General features: G+C 71.1%; 15 protein-coding genes and 1 other RNA gene. 11 read left to right on the top strand and 5 right to left on the bottom strand.

Features of this window, described 5'->3' with window-relative positions; translation table 11 throughout:
• Positions 1–105: 105 nt before the first annotated feature.
• The 3 genes from ACI2K6_RS04720 to ACI2K6_RS04710 are packed head-to-tail and all read right to left on the bottom strand — an operon-like array spanning position 106 to position 4691.
• The gene (locus tag ACI2K6_RS04720; RefSeq protein ID WP_404568184.1) at positions 106–2421 is read right to left on the bottom strand and encodes a transglutaminaseTgpA domain-containing protein; all 2316 of its coding nucleotides are present in this window, start codon (positions 2419–2421) and stop codon (positions 106–108) included.
• Entirely contained in the window at positions 2411–3691 is a 1281-nt protein-coding gene (locus ACI2K6_RS04715; protein WP_404568183.1) for a DUF58 domain-containing protein, read from the bottom strand. The genes ACI2K6_RS04720 and ACI2K6_RS04715 overlap by 11 nt, the downstream gene beginning before the upstream one ends.
• 7 nt (positions 3692–3698) lie before the next feature.
• The gene (locus ACI2K6_RS04710) at positions 3699–4691 is read right to left on the bottom strand and encodes an AAA family ATPase (protein ID WP_404568182.1); all 993 of its coding nucleotides are present in this window, start codon (positions 4689–4691) and stop codon (positions 3699–3701) included.
• Between the two features lie 107 nt (positions 4692–4798).
• Here ACI2K6_RS04710 and ffs point away from each other — a divergent pair.
• The 5 genes from ffs (at position 4799) to ACI2K6_RS04685 (ending at position 11731) form a co-directional block, all read left to right on the top strand.
• An RNA gene (gene ffs, locus ACI2K6_RS04705) (signal recognition particle sRNA small type) lies at positions 4799–4895 on the top strand.
• Between the two features lie 93 nt (positions 4896–4988).
• Positions 4989–7106, top strand: coding sequence for a phosphate acetyltransferase (pta, locus tag ACI2K6_RS04700; RefSeq protein ID WP_404568181.1), 2118 nt, complete (start codon positions 4989–4991; stop codon positions 7104–7106).
• Positions 7103–8332, top strand: a complete 1230-nt coding sequence (locus tag ACI2K6_RS04695; protein WP_282502264.1) for an acetate/propionate family kinase — start codon at positions 7103–7105, stop codon at positions 8330–8332. The genes pta and ACI2K6_RS04695 overlap by 4 nt, the downstream gene beginning before the upstream one ends.
• 25 nt (positions 8333–8357) lie before the next feature.
• Positions 8358–9086 carry an HAD family hydrolase gene (locus ACI2K6_RS04690; RefSeq protein WP_404568180.1) on the top strand — a complete coding sequence of 243 codons (729 nt, stop codon included), beginning with the start codon at positions 8358–8360 and terminating at the stop codon, positions 9084–9086.
• A gap of 65 nt (positions 9087–9151) precedes the next feature.
• Entirely contained in the window at positions 9152–11731 is a 2580-nt protein-coding gene (locus tag ACI2K6_RS04685) for a glycoside hydrolase family 65 protein (RefSeq protein WP_112613679.1), read from the top strand.
• Between the two features lie 36 nt (positions 11732–11767).
• Here ACI2K6_RS04685 and ACI2K6_RS04680 read toward each other — a convergent pair whose 3' ends face one another.
• Complete coding sequence (locus tag ACI2K6_RS04680) at positions 11768–12901, bottom strand: NAD(P)-binding domain-containing protein (RefSeq protein ID WP_404568179.1); 1134 nt, start codon at positions 12899–12901, stop codon at positions 11768–11770.
• Positions 12902–12991: 90 nt separating this feature from the next.
• Between ACI2K6_RS04680 and ACI2K6_RS04675 the strand changes: the two genes are divergently transcribed.
• On the top strand, positions 12992–15286 hold the full coding sequence (locus tag ACI2K6_RS04675; protein WP_404568178.1) for a DNA polymerase III subunit gamma and tau: 2295 nt from the start codon (positions 12992–12994) through the stop codon (positions 15284–15286).
• Between the two features lie 3 nt (positions 15287–15289).
• Complete coding sequence (recR, locus tag ACI2K6_RS04670; protein ID WP_404568177.1) at positions 15290–15883, top strand: recombination mediator RecR; 594 nt, start codon at positions 15290–15292, stop codon at positions 15881–15883.
• Between the two features lie 21 nt (positions 15884–15904).
• Here recR and ACI2K6_RS04665 read toward each other — a convergent pair whose 3' ends face one another.
• Entirely contained in the window at positions 15905–18064 is a 2160-nt protein-coding gene (locus tag ACI2K6_RS04665) for a S9 family peptidase (protein WP_404568176.1), read from the bottom strand.
• A gap of 199 nt (positions 18065–18263) precedes the next feature.
• On the opposite strand from ACI2K6_RS04665, the gene ACI2K6_RS04660 reads away from it, so the two are divergent.
• Genes ACI2K6_RS04660 through ACI2K6_RS04645 form a run of 4 tightly spaced genes read left to right on the top strand, consistent with a single transcriptional unit; the run spans position 18264 to position 22326 of the window.
• On the top strand, positions 18264–19508 hold the full coding sequence (locus ACI2K6_RS04660) for an inorganic phosphate transporter (RefSeq protein WP_274177524.1): 1245 nt from the start codon (positions 18264–18266) through the stop codon (positions 19506–19508).
• Complete coding sequence (locus ACI2K6_RS04655) at positions 19505–19840, top strand: peptidase (protein WP_112613687.1); 336 nt, start codon at positions 19505–19507, stop codon at positions 19838–19840. Before ACI2K6_RS04660 ends, ACI2K6_RS04655 begins: the two co-directional genes overlap by 4 nt.
• 23 nt (positions 19841–19863) lie before the next feature.
• On the top strand, positions 19864–20811 hold the full coding sequence (locus ACI2K6_RS04650; protein ID WP_404568175.1) for a phosphodiesterase: 948 nt from the start codon (positions 19864–19866) through the stop codon (positions 20809–20811).
• 54 nt (positions 20812–20865) lie between these two features.
• Positions 20866–22326 (top strand): aspartate ammonia-lyase, encoded by a 1461-nt coding sequence (locus tag ACI2K6_RS04645; protein WP_112615031.1) that lies wholly within the window; start codon positions 20866–20868, stop codon positions 22324–22326.
• Positions 22327–22365 lie beyond the last annotated feature (39 nt).

Genomic DNA, 22365 nt, shown 5'->3' with positions numbered 1-22365 from the left:
CACCCGCGATGGGGCGCACTTTCCGGCATCCGGCGCAGCTTCTTCTGCGCTCGACCTCAGGAAGTGCGCCCCATCGGCGTGCACGGGGCGCGCGTAGCGGGTAGGTCAGGCGTGAACGAGGGCGCGGGGGAGCAGGACGGCGCCGATCCGCCGCGGCGTCGAGACGGACGCGAGCAGCCCACGGCGGACGGCGAGGGCGTCGGATGCCGCGGCGCGGCCGATCTCCGCGTCGCGTTCGCTGCCGGGAACGCCGTAGCTCGCGCGTTCGACCGCGGCGACGAGGGGCTCGACCCTGTTCGCGGGAACCGTCGGCACCGCCGCCAGCCGGATGCCGAGGGCACGGGGGCTCTCGGCGTCGTCCACGCGCAGGCCGACGTCGCGAGCGCTCTCGCGGACGATGCGCCACGCGGCCAGCACATCGCCGCGTTCAGCCGCCGTCGCCTGCCACCGCCGCCGCGCCGCTCCGAGGAGGGCCGGCAGCAGCACGAGGGCCGCGAAGCCGAGGGCGACTCCGCCGTAGGGCAGCACGAGCGAGAGGGGCGACGTCCCGGAGCCCGCTCCCGTCCCCGTCGAGGCGGTCGGCGTCGGTGTGGGCACGCCGTCCGGCGCGACCGTCGCCGTCTGCTGCGGCGCGGGCGCCGGAGGCACGTCCTGCCCGCCGTCGTCCGGCACCGGCTGAGTGGATCGCGTGTAGGTGGCGGGGGTCCCGAGGCTGTTGGTGGGCTCGAACGGCACCCAGCCGATGCCGGCGAAATACACCTCCGGCCACGCGTGCAGCTGCGAGCTGAGCACCGTCGCGACGCTCTCGCCGTCGGCGACCCGGCCGGTCAGCGTCCCGGGCAGGTATCCGACGACGATGCGGGAAGGCATGCCGAGTGTCCGCGCCATGACGGCGAACGCCGAGGCGAAGTGCACGCAGTAGCCGCTGCGGACCTCGAGGAAGTCGGCGATCGCATCGACGCCCGATCCGTCGAACCCGTCGGAGACCGGAGCGTCGAGCGAGTACGTGAACTCCCCACTGCGGAACCAGCGCTGGAGGGCGGCGAGCCGGTCGAAGTCGTTCTCCGCCGTCGCGGTCACCTCGCGCGCCGTCCGCTCGATCGAGGCGGGCATCTCGGCGGGCAGTTCGCTGACCGTCTCGGGGAGGCCGTCGATCGTGGTCCCGGCCGCCTGGATCTGCTCCAGGGTCGGTCGCACGACGTGCGTCGTCGTGACGTATTCCTGGCCCTGCGTGACGGCGTCTCCTGCGATGACCGTGCGGTTCGATGGCATCGCCTCCCACGCGCCCGAGAGGTCATCGACGCGCACGGCCGGGCCGGGAACCGGCAGCCAGGCGGACGAGAGCTGGGTGATGCTGACGGTTGTCTGGTACTCCGTCACACGGATGTCGGGGTCGGCGACGACGGGACCGAGCGCCTCGGGGGTGAGCGGTGTGGTCTCGTCGCGGTCGGGCTCCCACACCCGGCCATCGAAGCGAGAGAGCGTCGCCGCCCGCAGGTACGGCATGCTCGGCGCGTTGGTGCGCGTCGTCAGCACCTCGACGTCCGTGGGGCGTCGCAGGTCGTCGCCGAGCTCGAGGCTGGCATTGATGGTCGTGGCGGGCCCCGTGCCGACTCCGATGCGGGGCGCCGGGCGGGGGAGTTCCGGGACCACGATGACGGTCGCGACGATCGCGGTCACGGCCAGGCCGGCGGCGAGCACCGCTCCCGCGCGGCGCGGACGCGCGGCGGAGGCCGCCTCACCGCGCGGTTTCTCCGCAGCGGCGACGGATCGGGCGAGGGCGCGCTCGCGAGACCGGGTCTCGGCGCGGATGAGCAGCAGCAGCGCGGCGGCGAAGACGACGAACCCGACCAGGTCGACGGCGGAAGGGACGGACAGGGCGGGGATCAGCCATACCGCGACGAGAGCGATGGCCGCCAGCACGGGCATCCGCGCGGTGATGACGGTGTGGTCGAGCAGCACCGTGAGAGCCGCGACACCGGTCACGGCCAGGGCTGACAGTGGCCGCTCCGCCGAGAGCGGCGCGATGCCGTTGATGATCTGGTCGCTCGCGCCCGCCACGAGAGAGGGCACCTCGGCGAATGTTCCGGGCGTCGGGATCACCAGCAGCAACGCGGTGTCGCCGAAGTACACCGCGGTGACGAGCGCGCCGGCGGCCACCAGTTCGGTCAGAGTCACGACGACGGCGGGCGTGCGAAGTCGTCGCAATCCGATGCCGACAAGCAGCACGGCCGCGGCCACCGTGACCGCGACGACGAGCCACGTGCCGGCGGCGACGACGCGCAGCAGCGGAAGGATCGCCGCGATGATGGCGACGAGGAGGGCCGTCGCCAGGCGCACGTCACCGGTTCGAGTCAGCTCACCGCGCGCGGGCATCGGCGCCGGGCGGCGCCAGAACCGGCGTGACGGATCAGCGGGCACGAGCCGTCCCCCATTCGGTCGCGGCGCGCCAGGTCTCGGTGAGGTCGCCGTCGGCGGAGAGGGCGGCGGCCCGCCAGCCGGCCGCGGACGCCCGCTCGAGGGCGTCGTCCGAGGAATCGGCGGCCAGCAGCACGGGGAGCGCGCTGTGAGCGACCAATGGTGCCAGGGCCTCGGCATCGGCGGCGGTGACCCGCGCCGACACGACAACGACGGGACCGGCGACGGTGCCCGCGAAGAGGCGGGGGAGCGAGGCCAGACGGTCGTCCGATCCGGTGACGATCGTCGCGAGGTCGAGGGCGAGCTGCTCGACCGCGACGATGTCTCCCGCCGGGACGGGTGCGCCGATGGGGTGCGCATCCGTGTCGATGACGGTGACGTCGTAGCCTTCGCGGGCGAGACGGGCGGCGGCCGAGATCGTGGCGGTCACCGCGGCCTCGAACGTCGGGTCCTCGCCCGGTCGTGACGCGGCGGGAGCCCAGCGCGCCGCCGCGCGATCGAGCACGACGGTCGCCTCCGGGGTGGATTCCTGTTCCTCCTGACGCACCATCAGCTCGTCGTGGTGCGCGCTGGCACGCCAGTTGATGCGCCGCATCGAGTCGCCGGGGGCGTAGGCCCGGGGGATGAGGTTGTCGGCGCCCTCGCCCAGCTGATGGGTCGCGGTGTGGAGGCTGCCGCCTGCCTCGCCGGGGTACTCCGTCAGGGGAGGCAGCGTCACCGTCGCCGGCGCGACCGTGATCGGCTCCACGCCACCCGCCCGCACATTGCGACGCGTGAACCCGAACGGATCGGTGACGACGATCGAGAACGGTCCCGCGTCGCGGATGCCCCGTCGCGTGCCCCGGATGCGGTAGGTCAGCCGGACGTGGTCGAGGGCTGCGGCGCCGGCCAGGATCCCGGAGGCCTCGCCCTCCACGCCTTCGGGCAGGATGTCGGTCCATCGTGCGATCGCGCCGGACAGACCGCCGCGCGCCGTCGCGTGCACCGTGACGACGCTCTCGGTTCCGACCGCGGCGACGTCGGGGGAGAACGAGCGCGATACCTCCCCGTAGCGGTGCACGAACCACAGCGACACCCACCCGAGCGCGACGATCAGGAGCAGCAGCACGCCGACGTACACCAGCTCCACGACGCCGAAGGCGTGGGCGCAGACGATGGCGGCGATGCCGATGACGACCGCGCCGACCCCGCGCGGCGTCAGCGGCCACATCCGTCGGAGAACGCGTCCCAGCGGGTGCAGCCGGCGTCGAGCCGGGGCGGGAGAAGCGGACATGGCGGGCTCAGCGGACCGGGAGAGGCACCGGCACCGTCGCGGCGATGTCGGCGAGCGCGGCCTCGACCACCTCGGCACCGCTCTTGCCGCGGGAGGCGCCGGTCGTGCGTGCCGGGATGAGTCGGTGAGCGAAGACCGGCTGCAGCAGGGCGACGATGTCGTCCGGGATGACGAAGGGGCGCCCGTCGAGCGCTGCCCACACCTTCGCGGCGCGGACCAGCTGCAGCGTGGCTCGCGGACTGGCCCCGAGGCGCAGGTCGCGGTGGTCGCGGGTCGCCCGCGCGATCGCGACCGCGTATTCCTCGACAGCGGGTGAGACGTGCAGGCTGCGGGCCCACGCGATGAGATCCTGCACCTCGCGTGCGGTGATGACCGGTGCGAGCGACGAGAGCGGGTTGACGGTGTCGCGCTCTCGCAGCATCCGCGCCTCGGAGGCCGCATCGGGATAGCCCATCGATATCCGCATCATGAAGCGGTCGCGCTGCGCCTCCGGCAGGGCGTAGGTGCCCTCCATCTCGAGAGGGTTCTGCGTGGCGACCACCAGGAACGGCGCGGGTAGAGCGTGGGTTCGCCCGTCGACCGTCACCTGACGCTCCTCCATCGCCTCGAGCAGCGCCGACTGCGTCTTGGGGGAGGAGCGGTTGATCTCGTCGGCGATGACGATGTGGGCGAAGATCGCCCCCTGCTTGAACTCGAACTCGCGATCGGCCTGGTTGAAGACGCTCACGCCCGTGACGTCGCCGGGGAGCAGATCCGGGGTGAACTGGATGCGGCGCACCGTGGCATCCACCGTCGCGGCGAGCGCCCGCGCGAGCATCGTCTTGCCGACCCCGGGCACGTCCTCGATGAGGAGGTGCCCCTCGGCGAGGAGGCACACGAGCGCGGAGCGCACCGCCTCGGGCTTGCCGTCGATGACGCGGGCGATGCTCGCCGAGATCGCCTCGGTGGTGGCGGCGAACCGGTCCGGGCCGAAAGCCGCCTGGGTGCCGTCGTTGGTCATGCGATCCCCTCGTTCTCGGCGCCGCGTGCCCCGCCGCGTCGCGCCCATCTGGCGAGAGCCTAACCGTCCCCGGTGACGGGAGGACTCAGGTTCCGGGTTAGGATGGTGACAGCTCTCCGCGAGGCGGCATCCAGGCCAACTCCCCCAGGACGGAAACGTAGCAAGGGTAACCGGGCTCTGCCGGGTTCGCGGAGAGTCTTACTTTTCCCCCACCGTCGTGGCCTGCGGCACCCGCCGCCACGACCCGTGGGGATATTCACGGCTCGTGGTCAGGCCTCTCCCTCTTAGGCTGAACCCGTGGCTCAGAGCATCTACATCACGTCCGCAGAAGGCCATTCCGCGAAGTCGATCATCGCGCTGGGGGTGCTCGAGGCGTTCAGCCGCGTCGCGCCTCGCGTCGGAGTCTTCCGGCCGATCGCCCGGTCGACGGAGGAACGCGACTACGTCCTCGAGATGCTGCTCGACCACGACGGCGTCGACCTCGCGTATGACGAGTGCATCGGGGTCACCTACGACGACATGCGGCGCGACCCCGACGGTGCGCTCTCCCGCATCGTCGAGCGTTACAAGTCGGTCGAGGCCAAGTGCGACGCCGTCGTCATCATGGGCAGCGACTACACGGATGTCGGTTCTCCCGCCGAGCTGAGCTACAACGGTCGCATCGCCGTGAACCTCGGGGCGCCGGTCCTGCTGGTGCTCGGCGGCCGAGCAGGCCAGGGCGGCGGCGAGAAGCTCGGCTCGGCCGCGGCACGCACCCCCGACGAGATGGGGCAGATCGCTTCGCTGGCCGTCGCCGAGCTGCGGGGCGACCGCGCCGAGCTCTTCGCCGTCGTCGCCAACCGTGCCGACGGCGATCGTCTCGACGAGATCGTCGAGGCCGTGCGCGGTGCGGTACCGCAGAACGTCCCGGTCTGGGCCGTGCCGGAGGACCGCTTCCTCGTCTCGCCGTCGGTGAGCACCGTCCTCGCCGCCGTCGAGGGGTCGCTCGTCAAGGGCGACGCCGACCTCCTGGGGCGCGAGGTGCTCGGGGTCGTCATCGGTGCGATGTCGATGGTCAACGTGCTGCCGAGGCTCAGCGAGCGCTCGGTCGTGGTCATTCCCTCCGATCGTGCCGAGGTTCTGCTCGCCACCCTGCTCGCGCACGGGTCGGGGACCTTCCCCTCGCTCTCGGCGATCGTCATCAACGGCGGATTCCCCCTGCCCGAGGCGGTCGACCGTCTGATCGACGGCGTCGGCGAGACGCTGCCGATCATCGCGACCGACCTCGACACCTACGAGACCGCAGCCCGCATCATGGGTACCCGCGGGCGCCTCGCGGCCGATTCCCGGCGCCACTACGAGGCGGCGGCGGCCCTGTTCGAGCGGCACATCGACACCAATGAGCTCACCGAGGCACTCGGGCTCGCACGCTCGACCGTCGTGACCCCGCTGATGTTCGCCTACGGCCTGGTCGAGCGGGCCCGCACCGACCGCCGCCGCATCGTCCTCCCCGAAGCCGACGATGATCGCGTGCTGCACGCGGCCTCGATCGTGCTCGCCCGCGGCATCGCCGACATCACGCTGCTGGGAGAGGAGATCGAGGTGCGCTCGCGCGCGCTCGAGCTCGGTCTCGACCTGCGCGGAGCGGAGATCCTCTCTCCCTTCGACGCCGTGCACGTCGACAAGTTCGCCCGCGAGTACGAGCGCCTCCGCGCGCACAAGGGCATGACGTACGGCCAGGCGGCCGACACGGTCACCGACGTGTCGTACTTCGGCACGCTCATGGTGCACCTCGGTCTCGCCGACGGGATGGTCTCGGGTGCCGCGCACACGACGGCGCACACGATCCGTCCGGCCTTCGAGATCATCAAGACGAAGCCGGGCGTCTCGGTCGTCTCGAGCGTCTTCCTCATGGCGCTCGCCGACCGCGTCCTCGTCTACGGCGACTGCGCCGTCATCCCCGACCCCACGAGCGAGCAGCTCGCCGACATCGCCGTGTCGTCGGCCGAGACGGCCCGCCAGTTCGGCATCGACCCGCGCGTGGCGATGCTGTCGTACTCGACGGGGGAGTCGGGGACCGGCGCCGACGTCGACAAGGTGCGCGCGGCCACCGCCCTCGTCCGCGAGCGCGCTCCCGAGCTGCTGGTCGAAGGCCCCATCCAGTACGACGCGGCGACCGACGCCGCCGTCGCGGCCAAGAAGATGCCCGGGTCGTCCGTCGCAGGCAAGGCGACGGTGTTCGTCTTCCCCGACCTGAACACGGGCAACAACACCTACAAGGCCGTCCAGCGGTCGGCCGGTGCCGTCGCGATCGGCCCCGTCCTGCAGGGCCTGAACAAGCCCATCAACGACCTCTCCCGCGGAGCCCTCGTCGAAGACATCGTCAACACGATCGCGATCACCGCGATCCAGGCCCAGGGAGGGGCATCCGCATGAGCATCGTGCTCGTCATCAACAGCGGTTCGTCGTCGTTCAAGTACCAGCTGATCGACGCCGAGACCGGCATCCCTCACGCATCGGGTCTCGTCGAGCGCATCGGGCAGGAGCAGGGCCGGGTCAAGCACACCGTGTTCTTCCCGCCCGCCGCTGCCGGCGAGCCTGCCGTGACCGCCACCGACGCCACTTCCGAGCGCGAGCTGCCGATCGCCGACCACACGGCCGGCTTCCAGCTCATGCTCGACGCGTTCGCCGAGAACGGCCCGTCGCTCGAGCAGCATCCGCCCGTCGCCGTCGGCCACCGTGTCGTCCACGGTGGCGCGCGGTTCTTCGAGCCCACGCTCATCACGCCTCTCGTCGAGATCAACATCGACGAGCTGTCGGTGCTCGCGCCGCTGCACAACCCCGGTGCGCTGCAGGGCATCCGCGCGGCGAAGGCGGCCTTCGCCGACCTGCCGCACGTCGCGGTCTTCGACACCGCCTTCCACCAGACGATGCCACCTGCCGCCTACACCTACGCGATCGACACCGCGCTGGCCGAGGCCCACCGCGTCCGCCGTTACGGCTTCCACGGCACCTCCCACAAGTTCGTCTCCGAAGCCGCGGCCGCTCACCTCGGGCGACCGCTCGCCGAGCTGCGCCAGATCGTGTTCCACCTCGGCAACGGCGCATCCGTCACGGCGATCGACGGCGGTCGTTCGGTCGACACGTCGATGGGGATGACGCCCCTCGAGGGCCTCGTCATGGGCACGCGCTCGGGCGACATCGACCCCGCGGTGATCTTCCACCTCGCCCGACGCGCCGAGATGACCATCCCGCAGCTCGACGACCTCCTCAACAAGCGCAGCGGAATGCTCGGCCTCGCCGGGGTCTCCGACATGCGCGACATCGAGGAAGGCGTCGCCCGCGGCGACGAGGCGGCCACGCTCGCGTTCGAGGTCTACGCCCACCGGCTGCGCGCCTACGCCGGCGCGTACCTCGCGGAGCTCGGCGGGGTCGACGTCATCTCCTTCACCGCGGGCGTGGGCGAGAACTCTCCGCAGGTGCGTGCCGCGGCACTCGAGACGCTCGGGTTCGCCGGGATCGCGATCGATCCGGCCCGCAACGAGCAGCGCGGGCGCGGCATCCGCCGGATCTCCACGGACGCCTCGCGCGTCGAGGTCCTGGTCGTCCCGACCAACGAGGAGCTGGAGATCGCCCGGCAGACCATCGCCGTGACGGAGTGACTGCCCGACTCATTACGCTGGTTCCGTGACCTCGGCTGAGCTTCCCGACCTGACCACCTACGACGGCGTCCTGTTCGACCTCGACGGCGTGCTCACTCCGACCGCCGACGTGCACATGCACGCCTGGCAGACGATGTTCACCGAGCTCTTCAGCGCCTGGGGCATCACACCGGCGTACACCGCCGACGACTACTTCCGCCACCTCGACGGCAAGAAGCGGTACGACGGCGTCGCGAGCCTGCTGCGCGCGCGTGACGTCGAGGTGCCGTGGGGCGATCCGAGCGACGACCCGTCAGCGGACACGATCTGCGGCATCGGCAATCGCAAGAACGCCGTGTTCGAGCGCGTCCTGCGGTCCGAAGGCATCGCGCCCTACCCGGGATCGCTCGCCCTGGTCGACAAGCTCCAGGCAGCCGGGACCCCCATCGCGGTCGTCTCGAGCTCGAAGAACGCGCGCGAGGTCCTCGCCGTCGCGGGCCTGCTCGAGAGGTTCCCCGTCGTCATGGACGGCGTCGTCGCGGAAGAGCGTCATCTGCCCTCCAAGCCCGCGCCCGACGTCTTCGCCGAGGGGGCGCGCATGCTCGGCGTCGACCCGGCCCGCTCCGTCGCCATCGAGGACGCCCACTCGGGTGTCGAGTCGGCCGTCGCGGCAGGCTACGCTCTCGTGGTCGGCGTCGATCGCGGTGCCGGCGCCGATGCGCTGCGTGCGCTCGGAGCCCACGTCGTCGTCGACGACCTCGACGCCTTCGTCTGATCACGTCTACACCCGCCCGCATCGCCCGCCTCCAGCAGCGGGAACCCGTCCTCCGGAAGGCCATCATGATCGATCGCGATCGCTTCCCCGTCGACCCCTGGCGTCTCGTCGAGAGAAGGTTCTCGGTCGAGGACATCGGCGTCACCGAGACGCTCTTCGCCGTCGGCAACGGCTACCTCGGGCTGCGCGGCAATCACCCCGAGGGGCGATACGCGCACGAGCACGGCACCTTCATCAACGGTTTTCACGAGATCTTCCCGATCCGCCACGCCGAACAGGCCTTCGGCTTCGCCGAGGTCGGTCAGACGATCATCAACGCGCCGGACGCGAAGGTCATGCGCGTCTACGTCGACGACGAGCCGCTCTCGCTCGACATCGCCGATATCCGCGACTACGAGCGGGTGCTCGACATGCGCACCGGCGTCCTCACGCGCAAGCTGCTGTGGGTCACCCCCAGCGGCAAGGAAGTGCAGGTCGACTTCGAGCGCCTCGTGTCGTTCGAGCAGAAGCACCTGGCGATCATGCGGCTGACGGTGACGGTGCTCAACTCCGACGCTCCGGTGTCGGTGAGCAGCCAGATCGTCAACCGCCAGGACGGCGAGGACGTCTACGGCGGCTCGGCGCCGGGCCGTGCCGCTCCCGGTTTCGACCCGCGCAAGACCGAGAAGATCGAGGAACGCGTCCTCCAGCCCCAGGAGTACTGGCAGGACGAGGACGGCCGGTCGGTGCTGTCCTACAAGTCGTCCAACTCGGGCATGACGGTGTCGGTCGTCGCCGATCATCTGATCGAGACCGAGAACGAGTTCTCGACACGGCGACTCGTCGAACCCGACATCGCCAAGAACGTCTTCCGCGTCAACGCGCGCCGGGGCGTTCCGATCACCGTGACCAAGCTCGTCAGCTACCACACCTCCCGCGGCGTGCCCGCCCGCGAGCTCGTCGAGCGGAGCCGTCGCGTGCTCGACCGGGTTCGCGAGGAGGGCGTCGAGGTCCAGTTCGAGCGGCAGGCGGCGTGGTGCGCCGACTTCTGGCGCCGCTCCGACGTCCGTATCGGCGGCCACGAGGACCTGCAGCAGGCGACCCGGTGGTGCCTGTTCCAGCTCGCGCAGGCGGCCGCCCGCGCCGACGGGCAGGGGGTCCCCGCCAAGGGTGTGACGGGTTCGGGGTACAGCGGACACTACTTCTGGGACACCGAGGTCTACGTCCTGCCGTTCCTCGCCTACACGACGCCCCTCTGGGCCCGGAACGCGCTGCGCATGCGCTACCTGATGCTGCCGGCCGCACGCCGCCGCGCCCGGCAGCTCAACGAGGCGGGCGCCCTGTTCCCCTGGCGCACCATCAACGGCGAAGAGGCGTCGGCCTACTACGCCGCCGGCACCGCGCAGTACCACATCAACGCCGACGTCAGCTTCGCCCTCGCGAAGTACGTGCGGGCGACCGGTGACGTCGACTTCCTCTACCGCGAGGCGGTCGACATCGCCGTCGAGACGGCGCGGCTGTGGTCCACGCTCGGGTTCTGGCGTTTCAGCGAGAACGGTGACGCCGAGTCGTTCCACATCCACGGCGTCACCGGCCCCGACGAGTACACGACGGTCGTGAACGACAACCTGTTCACGAACGTGATGGCGCGGTTCAACCTGCGTTTCGCGGCGCGCACGGTCCGCGACATGGCCGAGCAGGCGCCGGAGGCGTACCGTGCCCTCACCGAGCGTCTCGACCTCGACCCGGCCGAGGCCGACGGGTGGGAGCGGGCGGCCGAAGCGCTGCTGATCCCGTTCAGCGAGTCGCTGCGCATCCACCCTCAGGACGCGGTCTTCCTCGAACGCGAGGTGTGGGACCTCGAGAACACCCCCGACAGCCAGCGTCCGCTGCTGCTGCACTTCCACCCGCTCGTGATCTACCGCTACCAGGTGCTCAAGCAGGCGGACGTGGTGCTCGCGCTGTTCCTCCAGGGCAACCACTTCACCGACGAGGAGAAGCTGGCCGACTTCGAGTACTACGACCCGCTCACGACCGGCGACTCGACTCTGTCGGGTGTCGTGCAGTCGATCCTCGCGGCCGAGGTCGGATACCAGGACCTCGCGCTGGAGTATTTCCTCGAGTCGATCTACGTCGACCTCGGCGATCTCCACAGCAACGCGTCGGACGGGGTGCACGTCGCCTCCGCCGGCGGTGTGTGGACCGCCCTCGTGTCGGGCTTCGGCGGCATGCGCGACCATTACGGCGCCTTGAGCTTCGACCCGCGTCTGCCGCGTGACTGGCCCTCGCTGGAGTACACGCTGCACTGGCAGGGCACGCGCCTCGACATCACGCTGACGGCCGATGCGATGACGGTCGCCGCCGGCCCCGGCGACGCGGTCGAATTCTCCGTCCGCGGACGCGACGTGCGGGTCGAGGGCGGAGAGACCGTCCGGATACCGCTCGCGGGTCAGGGCCCGCTGCTCTCGGGGCGGCCGTCGCTGCGTCAGCTCGCCGACGCCAGGCGCGAGGACGGGTCGCTGCTGTCGGCGTCGATCCCGGATGCGACCGTCACGACGTCCATCCCCACGGTGACGACGGAGGTCCCCGTTATCACCGGCGAGATCCCCGTCGTCGATGATTACGCGCAGACCTTCGCCGACCAGCAGGTGAGCACCGACTCCTGACGGACGCCGGGGCATCCGGTCCTCATCTGCGGCGGGTCAGGCCCGCGCAGCGACCTCGCGTGCCCCGGCGGCCGTGGCGGTCGCGTCGGTCATGATCGCGCGGACGGCGTCGCGGCCCGCGCGGTTGGCTCCGACCGTCGACTGCGACGGGCCGTAGCCGATGAGGAAGAGCCGCGGCTCGTCGACCGACCGCCCGTTCGCGACCCGGATGCCGCCGGCGGCGGTCCGCAGGCCCAGCGGTGCCAGGTGGGGGATGTCGGCTCGAAATCCCGTCGCCCACAGGATGGCGTCGGTGCGCTCAAGACCGCCGTCCGGCATGCGCACCCCGGTCGGCTCGATCCGCTCGAACATCGGATGCCGCACGAGCACGCCGCGTTGCTGCGCCGACTCCGCCCAGCGATTCCAGTGCAGGCCGGTGACCGAGATGACGCTACCGGGAGGAAGCCCCTGCCGCACGCGCTCCTCGACCCCCGCGATGGCCGCGATGCGCGCGGCGGTGTCGAACCCGCCGGCATCCCACCGCAGCTCGTCGCGCGTCACCCAGAAGGTGTCGGCGACGCGGGAGATCTCGTCGAGCAACTGGATGGCCGAGATCCCGGCGCCCACGATGACGACCCGCTGCCCGGCGAACTCGTCGGCCGAGACGTAGTCGTGTACGTGCAGCTGACGGCCGGCGAATGTCTCGGCTCCCGGGTAGCGGGGCCAGAACGGGCGGCGCCACGTCCCCGTGGCGTTGACGACCCAGCGGGCCGACCATGACCCGGTGCCCGTCACCACGCGCAGACGACCGCGCGGATCGGCGTCTTCGCGTTCGACGCGCCGCACCTCCACGGGGCGATGCACGCGGAGGTCGAAGCGGCGCTCGTAGTCGTCGAAGTAGGCCGGCAGCACGGTGCGTGCCGGAGCCCGCGGATTGGCCGGCGGCACGGCGAATCCCGGCAGCTCGTGGATGCCGTTCACGGTCTCCATCCGCAGTGATTCCCACCGGTGCTGCCAGGCGCCGCCGGGGCCGTCTTCGGCGTCGAGCACGACGAACGTTCGCACGGGCGCATCGGAGGGTGCGTCTCCGGGGGCGACCGGGACGAACCCGCGACGCCGCAGATGGTAGGCGGCGGAGAGACCGGCCTGCCCTGCGCCGATCACGACGACGTCGACCCGGGCGGCTTCCATGCCCGGTGCAACCGCGCGCGGGCGCGCGCTGTTCCCGCGGTGGCGGATGCCGACAGGGCCGGTGTCAGCGGTACGCCGTAGTCTGTCTGGGTGACCACCGCCCTCTACCGCCGCTACCGTCCCGAAGCGTTCGGCGAGATGATCGGCCAGTCGCAGGTGACCGAACCCCTGATGACGGCGCTCCGCTCCGACCGCGTCGGTCACGCGTACCTCTTCTCCGGTCCCCGCGGCTGCGGCAAGACCACCTCGGCCCGCATCCTCGCCCGCTGCCTCAACTGCGCGCAGGGACCCACAGACACCCCGTGCGGCACCTGCGACAGCTGTGTCGAGCTGAGCCGCGGCGGCGGTGGATCGCTCGACGTCGTCGAGATCGATGCGGCATCCCACAACGGTGTCGACGATGCTCGCGACCTGCGCGAGCGCGCCGTCTTCGCCCCGGCTCGCGACCGCTTCAAGATCTTCATCCTCGACGAGGCGCACATGGTCACGGCTCAGGGCTTCAACGCCCTGCTGAAGCTCGTCGAGGAGCCGCCGGCCCACGTGAAGTTCATCTTCGCGACGACCGAGCCCGAGAAGGTCATCGGCACGATCCGCTCGCGCACGCACCACTATCCGTTCCGTCTCGTCGCGCCCGCGGCGATGCTCGAGTACGTGGAGCAGCTCTGCGCCCAGGAGGGCGTGCAGGTCGAAGCCGGTGTCCTCCCGCTCGTCGTGCGTGCCGGGGGAGGGTCGCCGCGCGACACGCTGTCGCTGCTCGACCAGCTGATCGCCGGCTCCGACGACGGCGCCGTCGCGTATGAGCGCGCCGTCGCCCTGCTCGGTTACACCCACGCCGAGCTGCTCGACGAGGTCGTCGGGGCGTTCGGCGCCGTCGACGCTGGGGCGGCCTTCGCGGCCGTCGACCGCGTCATCCAGACGGGCCAGGACCCGCGGCGGTTCGTCGACGACCTGCTCGAGCGCCTCCGCGATCTCATCATCGTCTCGGCGACCGGCCAGGGCGCATCCGCCGTGCTGCGCGGCGTGTCCGCCGAAGAGCTCGAACGGATGGGACGCCAGGCCGCGCTCTTCGGCACCGACCGTCTCTCGCGCACGGCCGATCTCGTCGTGACCGCGCTCGACGAGATGTCGGGGGCCACATCACCGCGGCTGCAGCTCGAGCTGCTGGTCGCGCGTGTGCTCGCCGCGGCCCAGCACGGCGTTCCCGCAGCCGATCAGGCGCCGGTCGCCGCGGCCCCCGCGTCGCATGCCTCGTCGTCCGCGTCCGCGCCCGCAGCCCCGCCACGCATCGTCACCCCCGCTCCGGCGCAGGTTCCGGCCTCCGCGCAGCCCGACCGTGCAGCGGCCTCGCCCGCTCCCACGGCACAGCCGTCCGCGCCGGCGACCGGCGCTGCGGCGGCCGCATCCGGCTCGGCGGCCGCGGCCCCGGCGGAACCGCGCGATCCGTCGACCGTGACGCTCGCGCAGATGCGCGACGCCTGGCCCGAGGTGCTGCAGCGTCTCGAGACGATCAGCCGCACCTCGTGGATGATCGCCTCCGTCGCCTCGCCCGTCGCCTTCTCCGAGACCGGCGTGCTCACCCTCTCGTTCCAGAGCCAGTCCGACGTCCTGCAGTTCAAGAAGCTCAACGCCGGCAAGGGCCCGAGCGAAGACCTGCGCGGCGCGATCCTCGGCGTTCTCGGGGTGCGAGTGAAGTACGTCGCTCGTCACGATTCCGACCCCGGCGGCGGACCGGCCCCGGGCGGGCCCACACCTCCGCCTGCCGGCGGGCAGCCCGGCGGCGCTCCCCGGCAGCAGCCCTCCACGGATCAGCGGCAGCCGGTGCAGGCGCCCTCGTCGCAGCAGGCTCCGGGCGGTCAGCGGGCCGCGGGTGCCCCCTCGGCGCCGGCGGGCGGCCGCCCGACCGCAACCGCGTCACCCTCCGGCTCCTCCTCCTACGCCGCCCCCGTCACGGAGTGGGCGGTTGCGCCGATTCCGCAGGGCGACCCGGCGCCGCAGTTCGCGGTGGACGACGAGCCCGAGGATGCCGTCGCGGCGCCCGTGCGCACGCTCACGGCCCCCCACGACGGTGACGTCGACCCGTACCCCGAGCCTCTGCCGCCCATCGACGAGGAGGACCGCGACTACCCGCCGCCGCCCGTCGACGACTACGCGCCGCTGCCCCCGCGCGCGCCGGTTGCCGTGGAGCGGCCCACTGCCGCGCCTCCGACCGCAGACCGGAACGGCTCCGGTCCCGAACGGCCCGCTGCCGCGCCCTCGAACGGTCGAGCGAACGCGGCGCCCGCGCGGGGCGGGATCGAGCGATACGGCGAGGCGGTCGTGCGCCAGATGCTCGGTGCCACCTTCGTCCGCGAAGAACCTTTCACCTCACCCACGAGATTCGGCTAAGCCATGTACGACGGCATCGTCCAGGACCTCATCGACGAATTCGGCCGACTGCCCGGCATCGGACCGAAATCGGCGCAGCGCATCGCGTTCCACATCCTGCAGACCCCGACCTTCGACGTCTCGAAGCTCTCGCACCTGCTCGGCGAGCTGCGCGAACGCGTACGGTTCTGCGATATCTGCGGCAACGTGTCCGAGCAGGACCGCTGCGCGATCTGCCGCGACCCGCGGCGCGACGGCACGTTGATCTGCGTCGTCGAGGACGCCAAGGACGTCGCCGCGATCGAGCGCACCCGTGAGTTCCGGGGCCTCTACCACGTGCTCGGCGGAGCGATCAGCCCCATCGGCGGCGTCGGCCCCGACGACCTCCGCATCGCGCAGCTCATGCAGCGCCTCGCCGACGGCACCGTGCAGGAGGTCATTCTCGCCACGAACCCGAACCTCGAGGGCGAGGCGACGGCGACCTACCTCAGCCGCCTCCTGACGACCCTCGAGATCCGGGTCACGCGCCTGGCATCGGGCCTTCCCGTCGGGGGCGACCTCGAATACGCCGACGAGGTCACGCTGGGCCGGGCGTTCGAGGGACGCCGCCAGCTCTGACGGCATCCCTCGAGGCCGGGGTCAGGCCTGCGGGTCTGCGAGACCCACGACGTCGAGCAGCCAGGCGAGCTCGAAGGCGCGTTCGCGCCACGAGTTGTACCGGCCGCTCACGCCGCCGTGACCGGCGACCATCTCGCACTTCAGCAGCGCGTCGACACCGGCCTCGCGCAGGCGGGCGACCCACTTGGCGGGCTCGACGTACATCACGCGGGTGTCGTTGAGCGAGGTGACCGCGAGGATGCGCGGGTACGTCGCGTCCTCGCGGACGTTCTCGTACGGCGAGTACGACTTCATGTACGCGTAGACGTCCGGGTCGTGCAGCGGGTCGCCCCACTCGTCCCACTCGATGACCGTCAGCGGCAGGGAGGGATCGAGGATCGTCGTCAGCGCGTCGACGAAGGGGACCGCGGCGAGGATTCCGGCGAACAGCTCGGGGGCGAGGTTGGCCACGGCGCCCATGAGCAGTCCGCCCGCTGATCCGCCCTCGGCGGTCATCCGGTCGGGCGAGGTGTAGCCGGTCTCGACGAGGTGGCGGGCGACGGCGACGAAGTCGGTGAAGGTGTTGCGCTTGTGCAGCAGCTTCCCGTCTTCGTACCATTGCCGCCCCATCTCGCCGCCACCGCGCACGTGAGCGACGGCGAATACGACGCCGCGGTCGAGGAGCGACAGGCGCGCCACTGACATGGCCGGGTCGATCGAGTGCTCGTATGAGCCGTAGCCGTACAGATGCAGGGCGCGGGGCTGACCGCTCGCCCCGTCCGCGGGGTCTCCGAACGACCGCTTCCAGACGACCGAGACCGGGATGCGCGTTCCGTCATCGGCCGTCGCCCACACCCGTCGCTGCTCGTAGTCCGCGGGGTCGTAGCCGCCCAGCACCGGCTGGCGCTTGCGCAGCAGCAGGTCTCCGGTCGCGACGACGTAGTCGTAGACGGTGCCGGGGGTGACGAATGAGCCGTAGCCGAGACGCAGGACGGGCGGCGCCCACTCGGGGTTCCCGCCGGAGCCCACCGTGTAGAGGGGTTCGTCGAACTCGAGCTCGATGACCGAGCCCGAGGCGTAGTCGAAGATGCCGAGACGCTGCAGCCCGTCGCGCCGGTAGCCGAGCAGCGCCCAGTCGCGGAACGTCGAGAGGCCCTCCAGACGGCGTCCCGGCTGGTGGGGGAGCACGACCTCGCGCGCACCCATCGGGTCTTCGGCCGAGACCCGCACGAGCTCGAAGTCGAGCGCGTCGTCGTTGTGCAGGACGTAGAGCACATCCGCGCCGTCGACGATCGCGTGCGAGACGGAGTACTCCACGCCCTCACGGCGAGGCCACACCGAGCGCGGCTCCGCCCGCAGGTCGTCGGCCGGCACGAGGAACTCCTCGCTCGTGATCGACGAGCCGACCTCGATCACCAGATACCGGTCGCTGCGCGTGAAGCCGGCACCCACCCAGTACCGTTCGTCGGGCTCGTGGAAGAGGCGTTCGTCGGAGGCCGTGTCGGTGCCGATCTCGTGCAGCCAGACCGAGTCGGGTCGCCAGGCGTCGTCGACGGTGGAATAGACGACGAACCGGCCGTCCGGTGACAGCGAGGCTCCGGCGAAGGTGCCGGCGATCTCATCGGCGAGGTTCTCGCCGCTGGCGATGTCGCGCAGGCGAAGGGTGTACCGCTCGTCGCCCTCGGTATCGACGCCGTACAGCAGCAGGGAACCGTCGGTGGAGACCTCGAAGCTGCCCAGCGAGAAGAACTCCGCTCCTTCGGCCTCGACGTTGCCGTCGAGCAGCACCTGCTCGCCGGGGACGTCGACGCCGGGTTCGAGCTGCGGGGGAGTCCAGTCATCGGGTGAGACCAGGGGAGCGCGGCAGTGGATGCCGTACTGGCTGCCCTCGACCGTGCGGCTGTAGTACCACCAGTCGCCGCGGCGGCTCGGAACGGACAGGTCGGTCTCGAGGGTGCGCCCCTTGATCTCCTCGAAGATCCGCTCGCGCAGCCCGCTCAGGTGCGCCGTGCGGGCGTCGGTGTACGCGTTCTCGGCCTCGAGGTGCGCGACGACCTCGCCGGCTTCCTTCTCGCGCAGCCACTCGTAGCGATCGACGAACTCGTCGTCGTGGTGCGTACGGCGGTGCTCGCGCACGGCTGCAACGGGGGCCGCCGGCGCGTCGGAGGGGGACGGAGTGGGGATGTCGCGGGTGTCGGTCACCGTTCCACGCTAGCGCCGCGGCCGCCTGATCCGGCCGCTCGGATTCACGGTGACGGCGATGGTGTGGCAGGATTCGATGGTCCGGTTGCCGGACCCTGAACAGACGGTGAACTCTTCGTTCGCGCCCGCCGCTGCCGCGGCATCCCGACCCGTACTCGAGGACCCGCGCTCGCGGGCCCGCACGCACAGAGAGCGCACAGTGGAAACCGCTGTACTCATTCTTCTGCTGGTCATCGGACTGGCACTCTTCTTCGACTTCACCAACGGCTTCCACGACACCGCCAACGCGATGGCGACGCCGATCGCGACGGGGGCCCTGAAACCGAAGGTCGCCGTCCTCCTGGCCGCCGGCCTCAACCTCGTCGGAGCCTTCCTGTCCACGGAGGTCGCCAAGACCGTCTCGCACGGCATCATTCACGAGGATCAGCTCGCCGCCACCGCGCTGCTGCCGCTGATCTTCGCGGGGTTGATCGGCGCCATCACGTGGAACATGCTCACCTGGCTGCTCGGCCTCCCGTCGAGCTCGTCGCACGCCCTCTTCGGCGGCCTCATCGGCGCGACCCTCGTGGGCGTCGGCGCGATGGCCATCGACTTCGGCGTCGTGCTGAGCAAGATCATCCTCCCGGCGCTGATCGCCCCCGTCACGGCCGGCCTCATCGCCTTCACGGTCACGAAGGTCGCCTACGCCGTGACCCGTCGCCACGACGGAAAGCCGGACGGCCGCGACGGATTCCGCTGGGGCCAGATCTTCACGTCGTCGCTCGTCGCGCTCGCCCACGGTACGAACGACGCTCAGAAGACGATGGGCGTCATCACGCTCGCCCTCATCGCGGCCGGCTGGCAGAGCGCCGAGCACGCCGAACCGCAGCTGTGGGTCATCGTGGCGTGCGCCGTCACGATCGCGCTGGGCACCTACATGGGCGGATGGCGCATCATCCGCACCCTCGGCAAGGGGCTCACCGACGTCAAGCCCGCGCAGGGCTTCTCGGCCGAGGCGTCGACGGCGTCGACGATCCTCGCCTCGAGCGCGCTCGGCTTCGCGCTGTCGACGACGCAGGTCGCATCCGGCTCGGTGATCGGCTCCGGACTCGGACGCCGCGGCTCGACGGTCCGCTGGGGCACGGTCGGCCGCATCGCCGTCGGCTGGCTGCTGACGCTCCCCGCGTCGGGCGCGGTCGGCGCCGTGGCGGCGCTCCTGGTCGTGTGGCTCGGCCCGGTGGGCATCGTCATCGACGCGATCGCCGCCGTCGCGATCGTGCTGGCGCTGTTCCTCCGCTCGCGCCGCAACGAGGTGCACGCGGGCAACGCCATGAGCGAGGTCGCCGACTCCGGCCTGGCCGTCGACGTGCCCTCCGATCCGCCGCCCACGCGGCGGCAGCGGCGCGCGAAGGCGGCGGCCGCGGCGAAGAGCTCGGGCTCGGAGCAGACGGAGGGCGAGCGATGAACGTCTCGATCGACTGGTTCGCCTTCGTCCAGGTGTTCGCGGCGGCCATCACGGGCGCCGTGCTCGTCGTCGGCTTCTACGCACTCGGGCTCCGGATGCTGGTGCGCGCGGGCCGGGTGCCGGTGGTGACTCCCGCGGAGTTCACCGACGCGATCGCCGTCATCAGCGAGAAGCAGGCGCGCCGTCACGCGAAGGCAGCGGCCAAGGCGGCGAAGAAGAATCCGCTGACGGCGGGGCAGAAGAGGATCGCGCTCGTCACGGCCTACGGCGCCTTCGCCCTGTGCGGTCTCGCCGTCCTCGGCGGCATCGTCCTCATCGTGGCGGGACGGTAGGACCCCCGGCATAGGCTGTGGCCATGACCTCAGCAGTGCCGTCGGACGGTTCCACGCAGCCCCGCGACCGCGCGGCATCCGTGCGTTTCGGGCGTCACGAGCCCGCGGCGCACGTCCTCGTCCATGTCAGCGACACCCACCTGCTGGCGGGCGGGGCCGCGCTCGGCGGGCGCTACGACGTCGAGGCCAACCTCGACGCCACGCTCGCGGCGATCGAGCGCACCGGCGTCCGACCCGACGCGCTGGTCTTCACCGGCGACCTGACCGACCTCGGCGAGCCGGACGCCTACCGCCGCCTCCGCGACGCGGTCGAGCCCGTCGCGGACCGCTTGGGTGCACCGGTCGTGTGGGTGGCCGGCAACCACGACGAGCGCGACGCGATGCGCGTGGGGCTGTTCGGCGGGCCCCCGACGCAGGAACCGCTGACCGGGGTCTGGGATCTGGCGGGCCTGCGCCTGATCGCCCTCGACTCCACGGTGCCCGGCTGGCACCACGGTGAGATCGACGCGCGTCAGCGCGACTGGCTGCGCGAGATCCTCGCGGAGCCCGCGCCCCACGGCACGATGCTCGCGATGCATCACCCGCCGCTGCCCAGCCACGTGCCCTTCTTCGACATCCTCGAGCTGCGCGACCAGGACGCCCTCGCCGAGACCATCGCGGGAACGGACGTGCGCGGCATCCTCGCGGGTCACCTGCATTACTCCACGTCCGGCACCTTCGCGGGGATTCCCGTCTCCGTCGCCTCCGCCACGTGTTACACGATGAACCTCCAGCGCCCGCCGCAGGCGGTCAACGGCATGGACGCCGGCCAGGCGTTCCAGCTCGTGCACGTCTACGACGAGGTGATCACCCACACCGTCGTGCCCGTCGTCGAGGCTCCGACCGGCGAGTACTTCTCCGCCGAATGGGTCGCCGACATGGCGCGGTTGTCGCCGCAGGAGCGTCTCGAGGCGTTTTCGCGCAAGCGCTGACTAGGCTGGGACCGTCCCTCCCATCGCCGTGAGACCCACAAGGACCAGCGCATGATGTCGTCCACTCCCGCCACCCGCACCGAGACCGATTCGCTCGGCTCGCTCGAGATTCCCGCCGACGCCTATTGGGGCGTGCACACCGCTCGTGCCCTCGAGAACTTCCCGATCTCGCAGCGGCCGATCTCCGTCTATCGCGACCTCGTCCGGGCCCTGGCGATGGTCAAGCAGGCGTCGGCGCGCGCGAACCGCGAGATCGGGGTGCTCGATGCCGAGCGCGCGGACCTGATCGACCGTGCCGCTCAGCTCGTCATCGACGGCGAGTACCACGACCAGTTCGTCGTCGGCGTCGTTCAGGGCGGTGCCGGCACCTCGACGAACATGAACGCGAACGAGGTCATCACCAACATCGCCCTCGAGCTCGCGGGGCGTCCCAAGGGCGACTACGCGTTCCTGTCGCCGATCGACCACACGAACCGCAGCCAGTCCACGAACGACGTCTACCCGACGGCGATCAAGGTCGGGCTCGCCCTCGACCTGGAGGGGCTGCTCGACGAGCTGGCGCTGCTGCGCGAATCGTTCCTCACGAAGGCCGTCGAGTTCCACGACGTCCTCAAGGTCGGTCGCACGCAGCTCCAGGACGCCGTCCCGATGACGCTCGGGCAGGAGTTCCACGGCTTCGCGACGACGCTGGGGGAGGATCACTCCCGCCTCGGCGAGAACGCGTCGCTGCTCTACGAGATCAACATGGGCGCGACCGCCATCGGCACCGGCATCACGACCCATCCCGAGTACCGTCCCGCTGTCGTCCGCCATCTGCGCGAGATCACCGGCCTCGATCTGTCGAGCGCCGTCGACCTCGTCGAGTCGACCAGCGACACCGGCTCGTTCATGTCGTTCTCGTCGTCGCTGAAGCGCAACGCGATCAAGCTGTCGAAGATCAGCAACGACCTGCGGCTGCTCTCGAGCGGACCCCAGGCCGGCTTCGGTGAGATCAATCTGCCGGCCCGGCAGGCGGGGTCGAGCATCATGCCCGGCAAGGTCAACCCGGTGATCCCCGAGGTCGTCAACCAGGTCGCCTTCGCGGTGGCCGGCGCCGACCTGACGGTGACGATGGCGGTCGAGGGCGGTCAGCTGCAGCTCAACGCCTTCGAGCCGATCATCGCGCACTCCATCTTCCAGTCGATCACCTGGATGCGGCGGGCGATGCGGACGCTCCGCGTCAACTGCGTCGACGGCATCACGGCGAACCGCGAGCGCCTCGGGGCCATGGTCGGGTCCTCGGTCGGTGTCGTAACGGCTCTGACGCCTTTCATCGGCTACGCCGCGGCAGCGGCCCTGGCCAAGACCGCGCTGCTGACGCACCGCAACGTGGGCGATCTCGTCGTCGAGGCGGGGCTGATGTCGCGCGAAGAGGTCGACAAGCAGCTCTCGCCCGCGCGCCTGTCGGGTCTGCAGGCCGTGACGGCGGCCATCCCGATCGTCCTCGCCGACGCCGAGGAGAGCGTCTCGGGCTGACAAGGCTTTGTGCCGCGGGGTCCGCTGTCGATAACGTCG

This window comes from Microbacterium sp. NPDC006705 (assembly GCF_044903545.1).
GTDB classification, from domain to species: domain Bacteria; phylum Actinomycetota; class Actinomycetes; order Actinomycetales; family Microbacteriaceae; genus Microbacterium; species Microbacterium plantarum.
This window is presented reverse-complemented; position numbering and strand designations above follow the sequence as displayed.

Coding starts and splice junctions, on each gene's coding strand:
- ACI2K6_RS04645 (WP_112615031.1), top strand. CDS start 20,866: ATGTCGTCCACTCCCGCCACCCGCACCGAGACCGATTCGCTCGGCTCG.
- ACI2K6_RS04695 (WP_282502264.1), top strand. CDS start 7,103: ATGAGCATCGTGCTCGTCATCAACAGCGGTTCGTCGTCGTTCAAGTAC.
- ACI2K6_RS04650 (WP_404568175.1), top strand. CDS start 19,864: ATGACCTCAGCAGTGCCGTCGGACGGTTCCACGCAGCCCCGCGACCGC.
- ACI2K6_RS04715 (WP_404568183.1), bottom strand. CDS start 3,691: ATGTCCGCTTCTCCCGCCCCGGCTCGACGCCGGCTGCACCCGCTGGGA.
- ACI2K6_RS04680 (WP_404568179.1), bottom strand. CDS start 12,901: ATGGAAGCCGCCCGGGTCGACGTCGTCGTGATCGGCGCAGGGCAGGCC.
- ACI2K6_RS04655 (WP_112613687.1), top strand. CDS start 19,505: ATGAACGTCTCGATCGACTGGTTCGCCTTCGTCCAGGTGTTCGCGGCG.
- ACI2K6_RS04685 (WP_112613679.1), top strand. CDS start 9,152: ATGATCGATCGCGATCGCTTCCCCGTCGACCCCTGGCGTCTCGTCGAG.
- ACI2K6_RS04710 (WP_404568182.1), bottom strand. CDS start 4,691: ATGACCAACGACGGCACCCAGGCGGCTTTCGGCCCGGACCGGTTCGCC.
- recR (WP_404568177.1), top strand. CDS start 15,290: ATGTACGACGGCATCGTCCAGGACCTCATCGACGAATTCGGCCGACTG.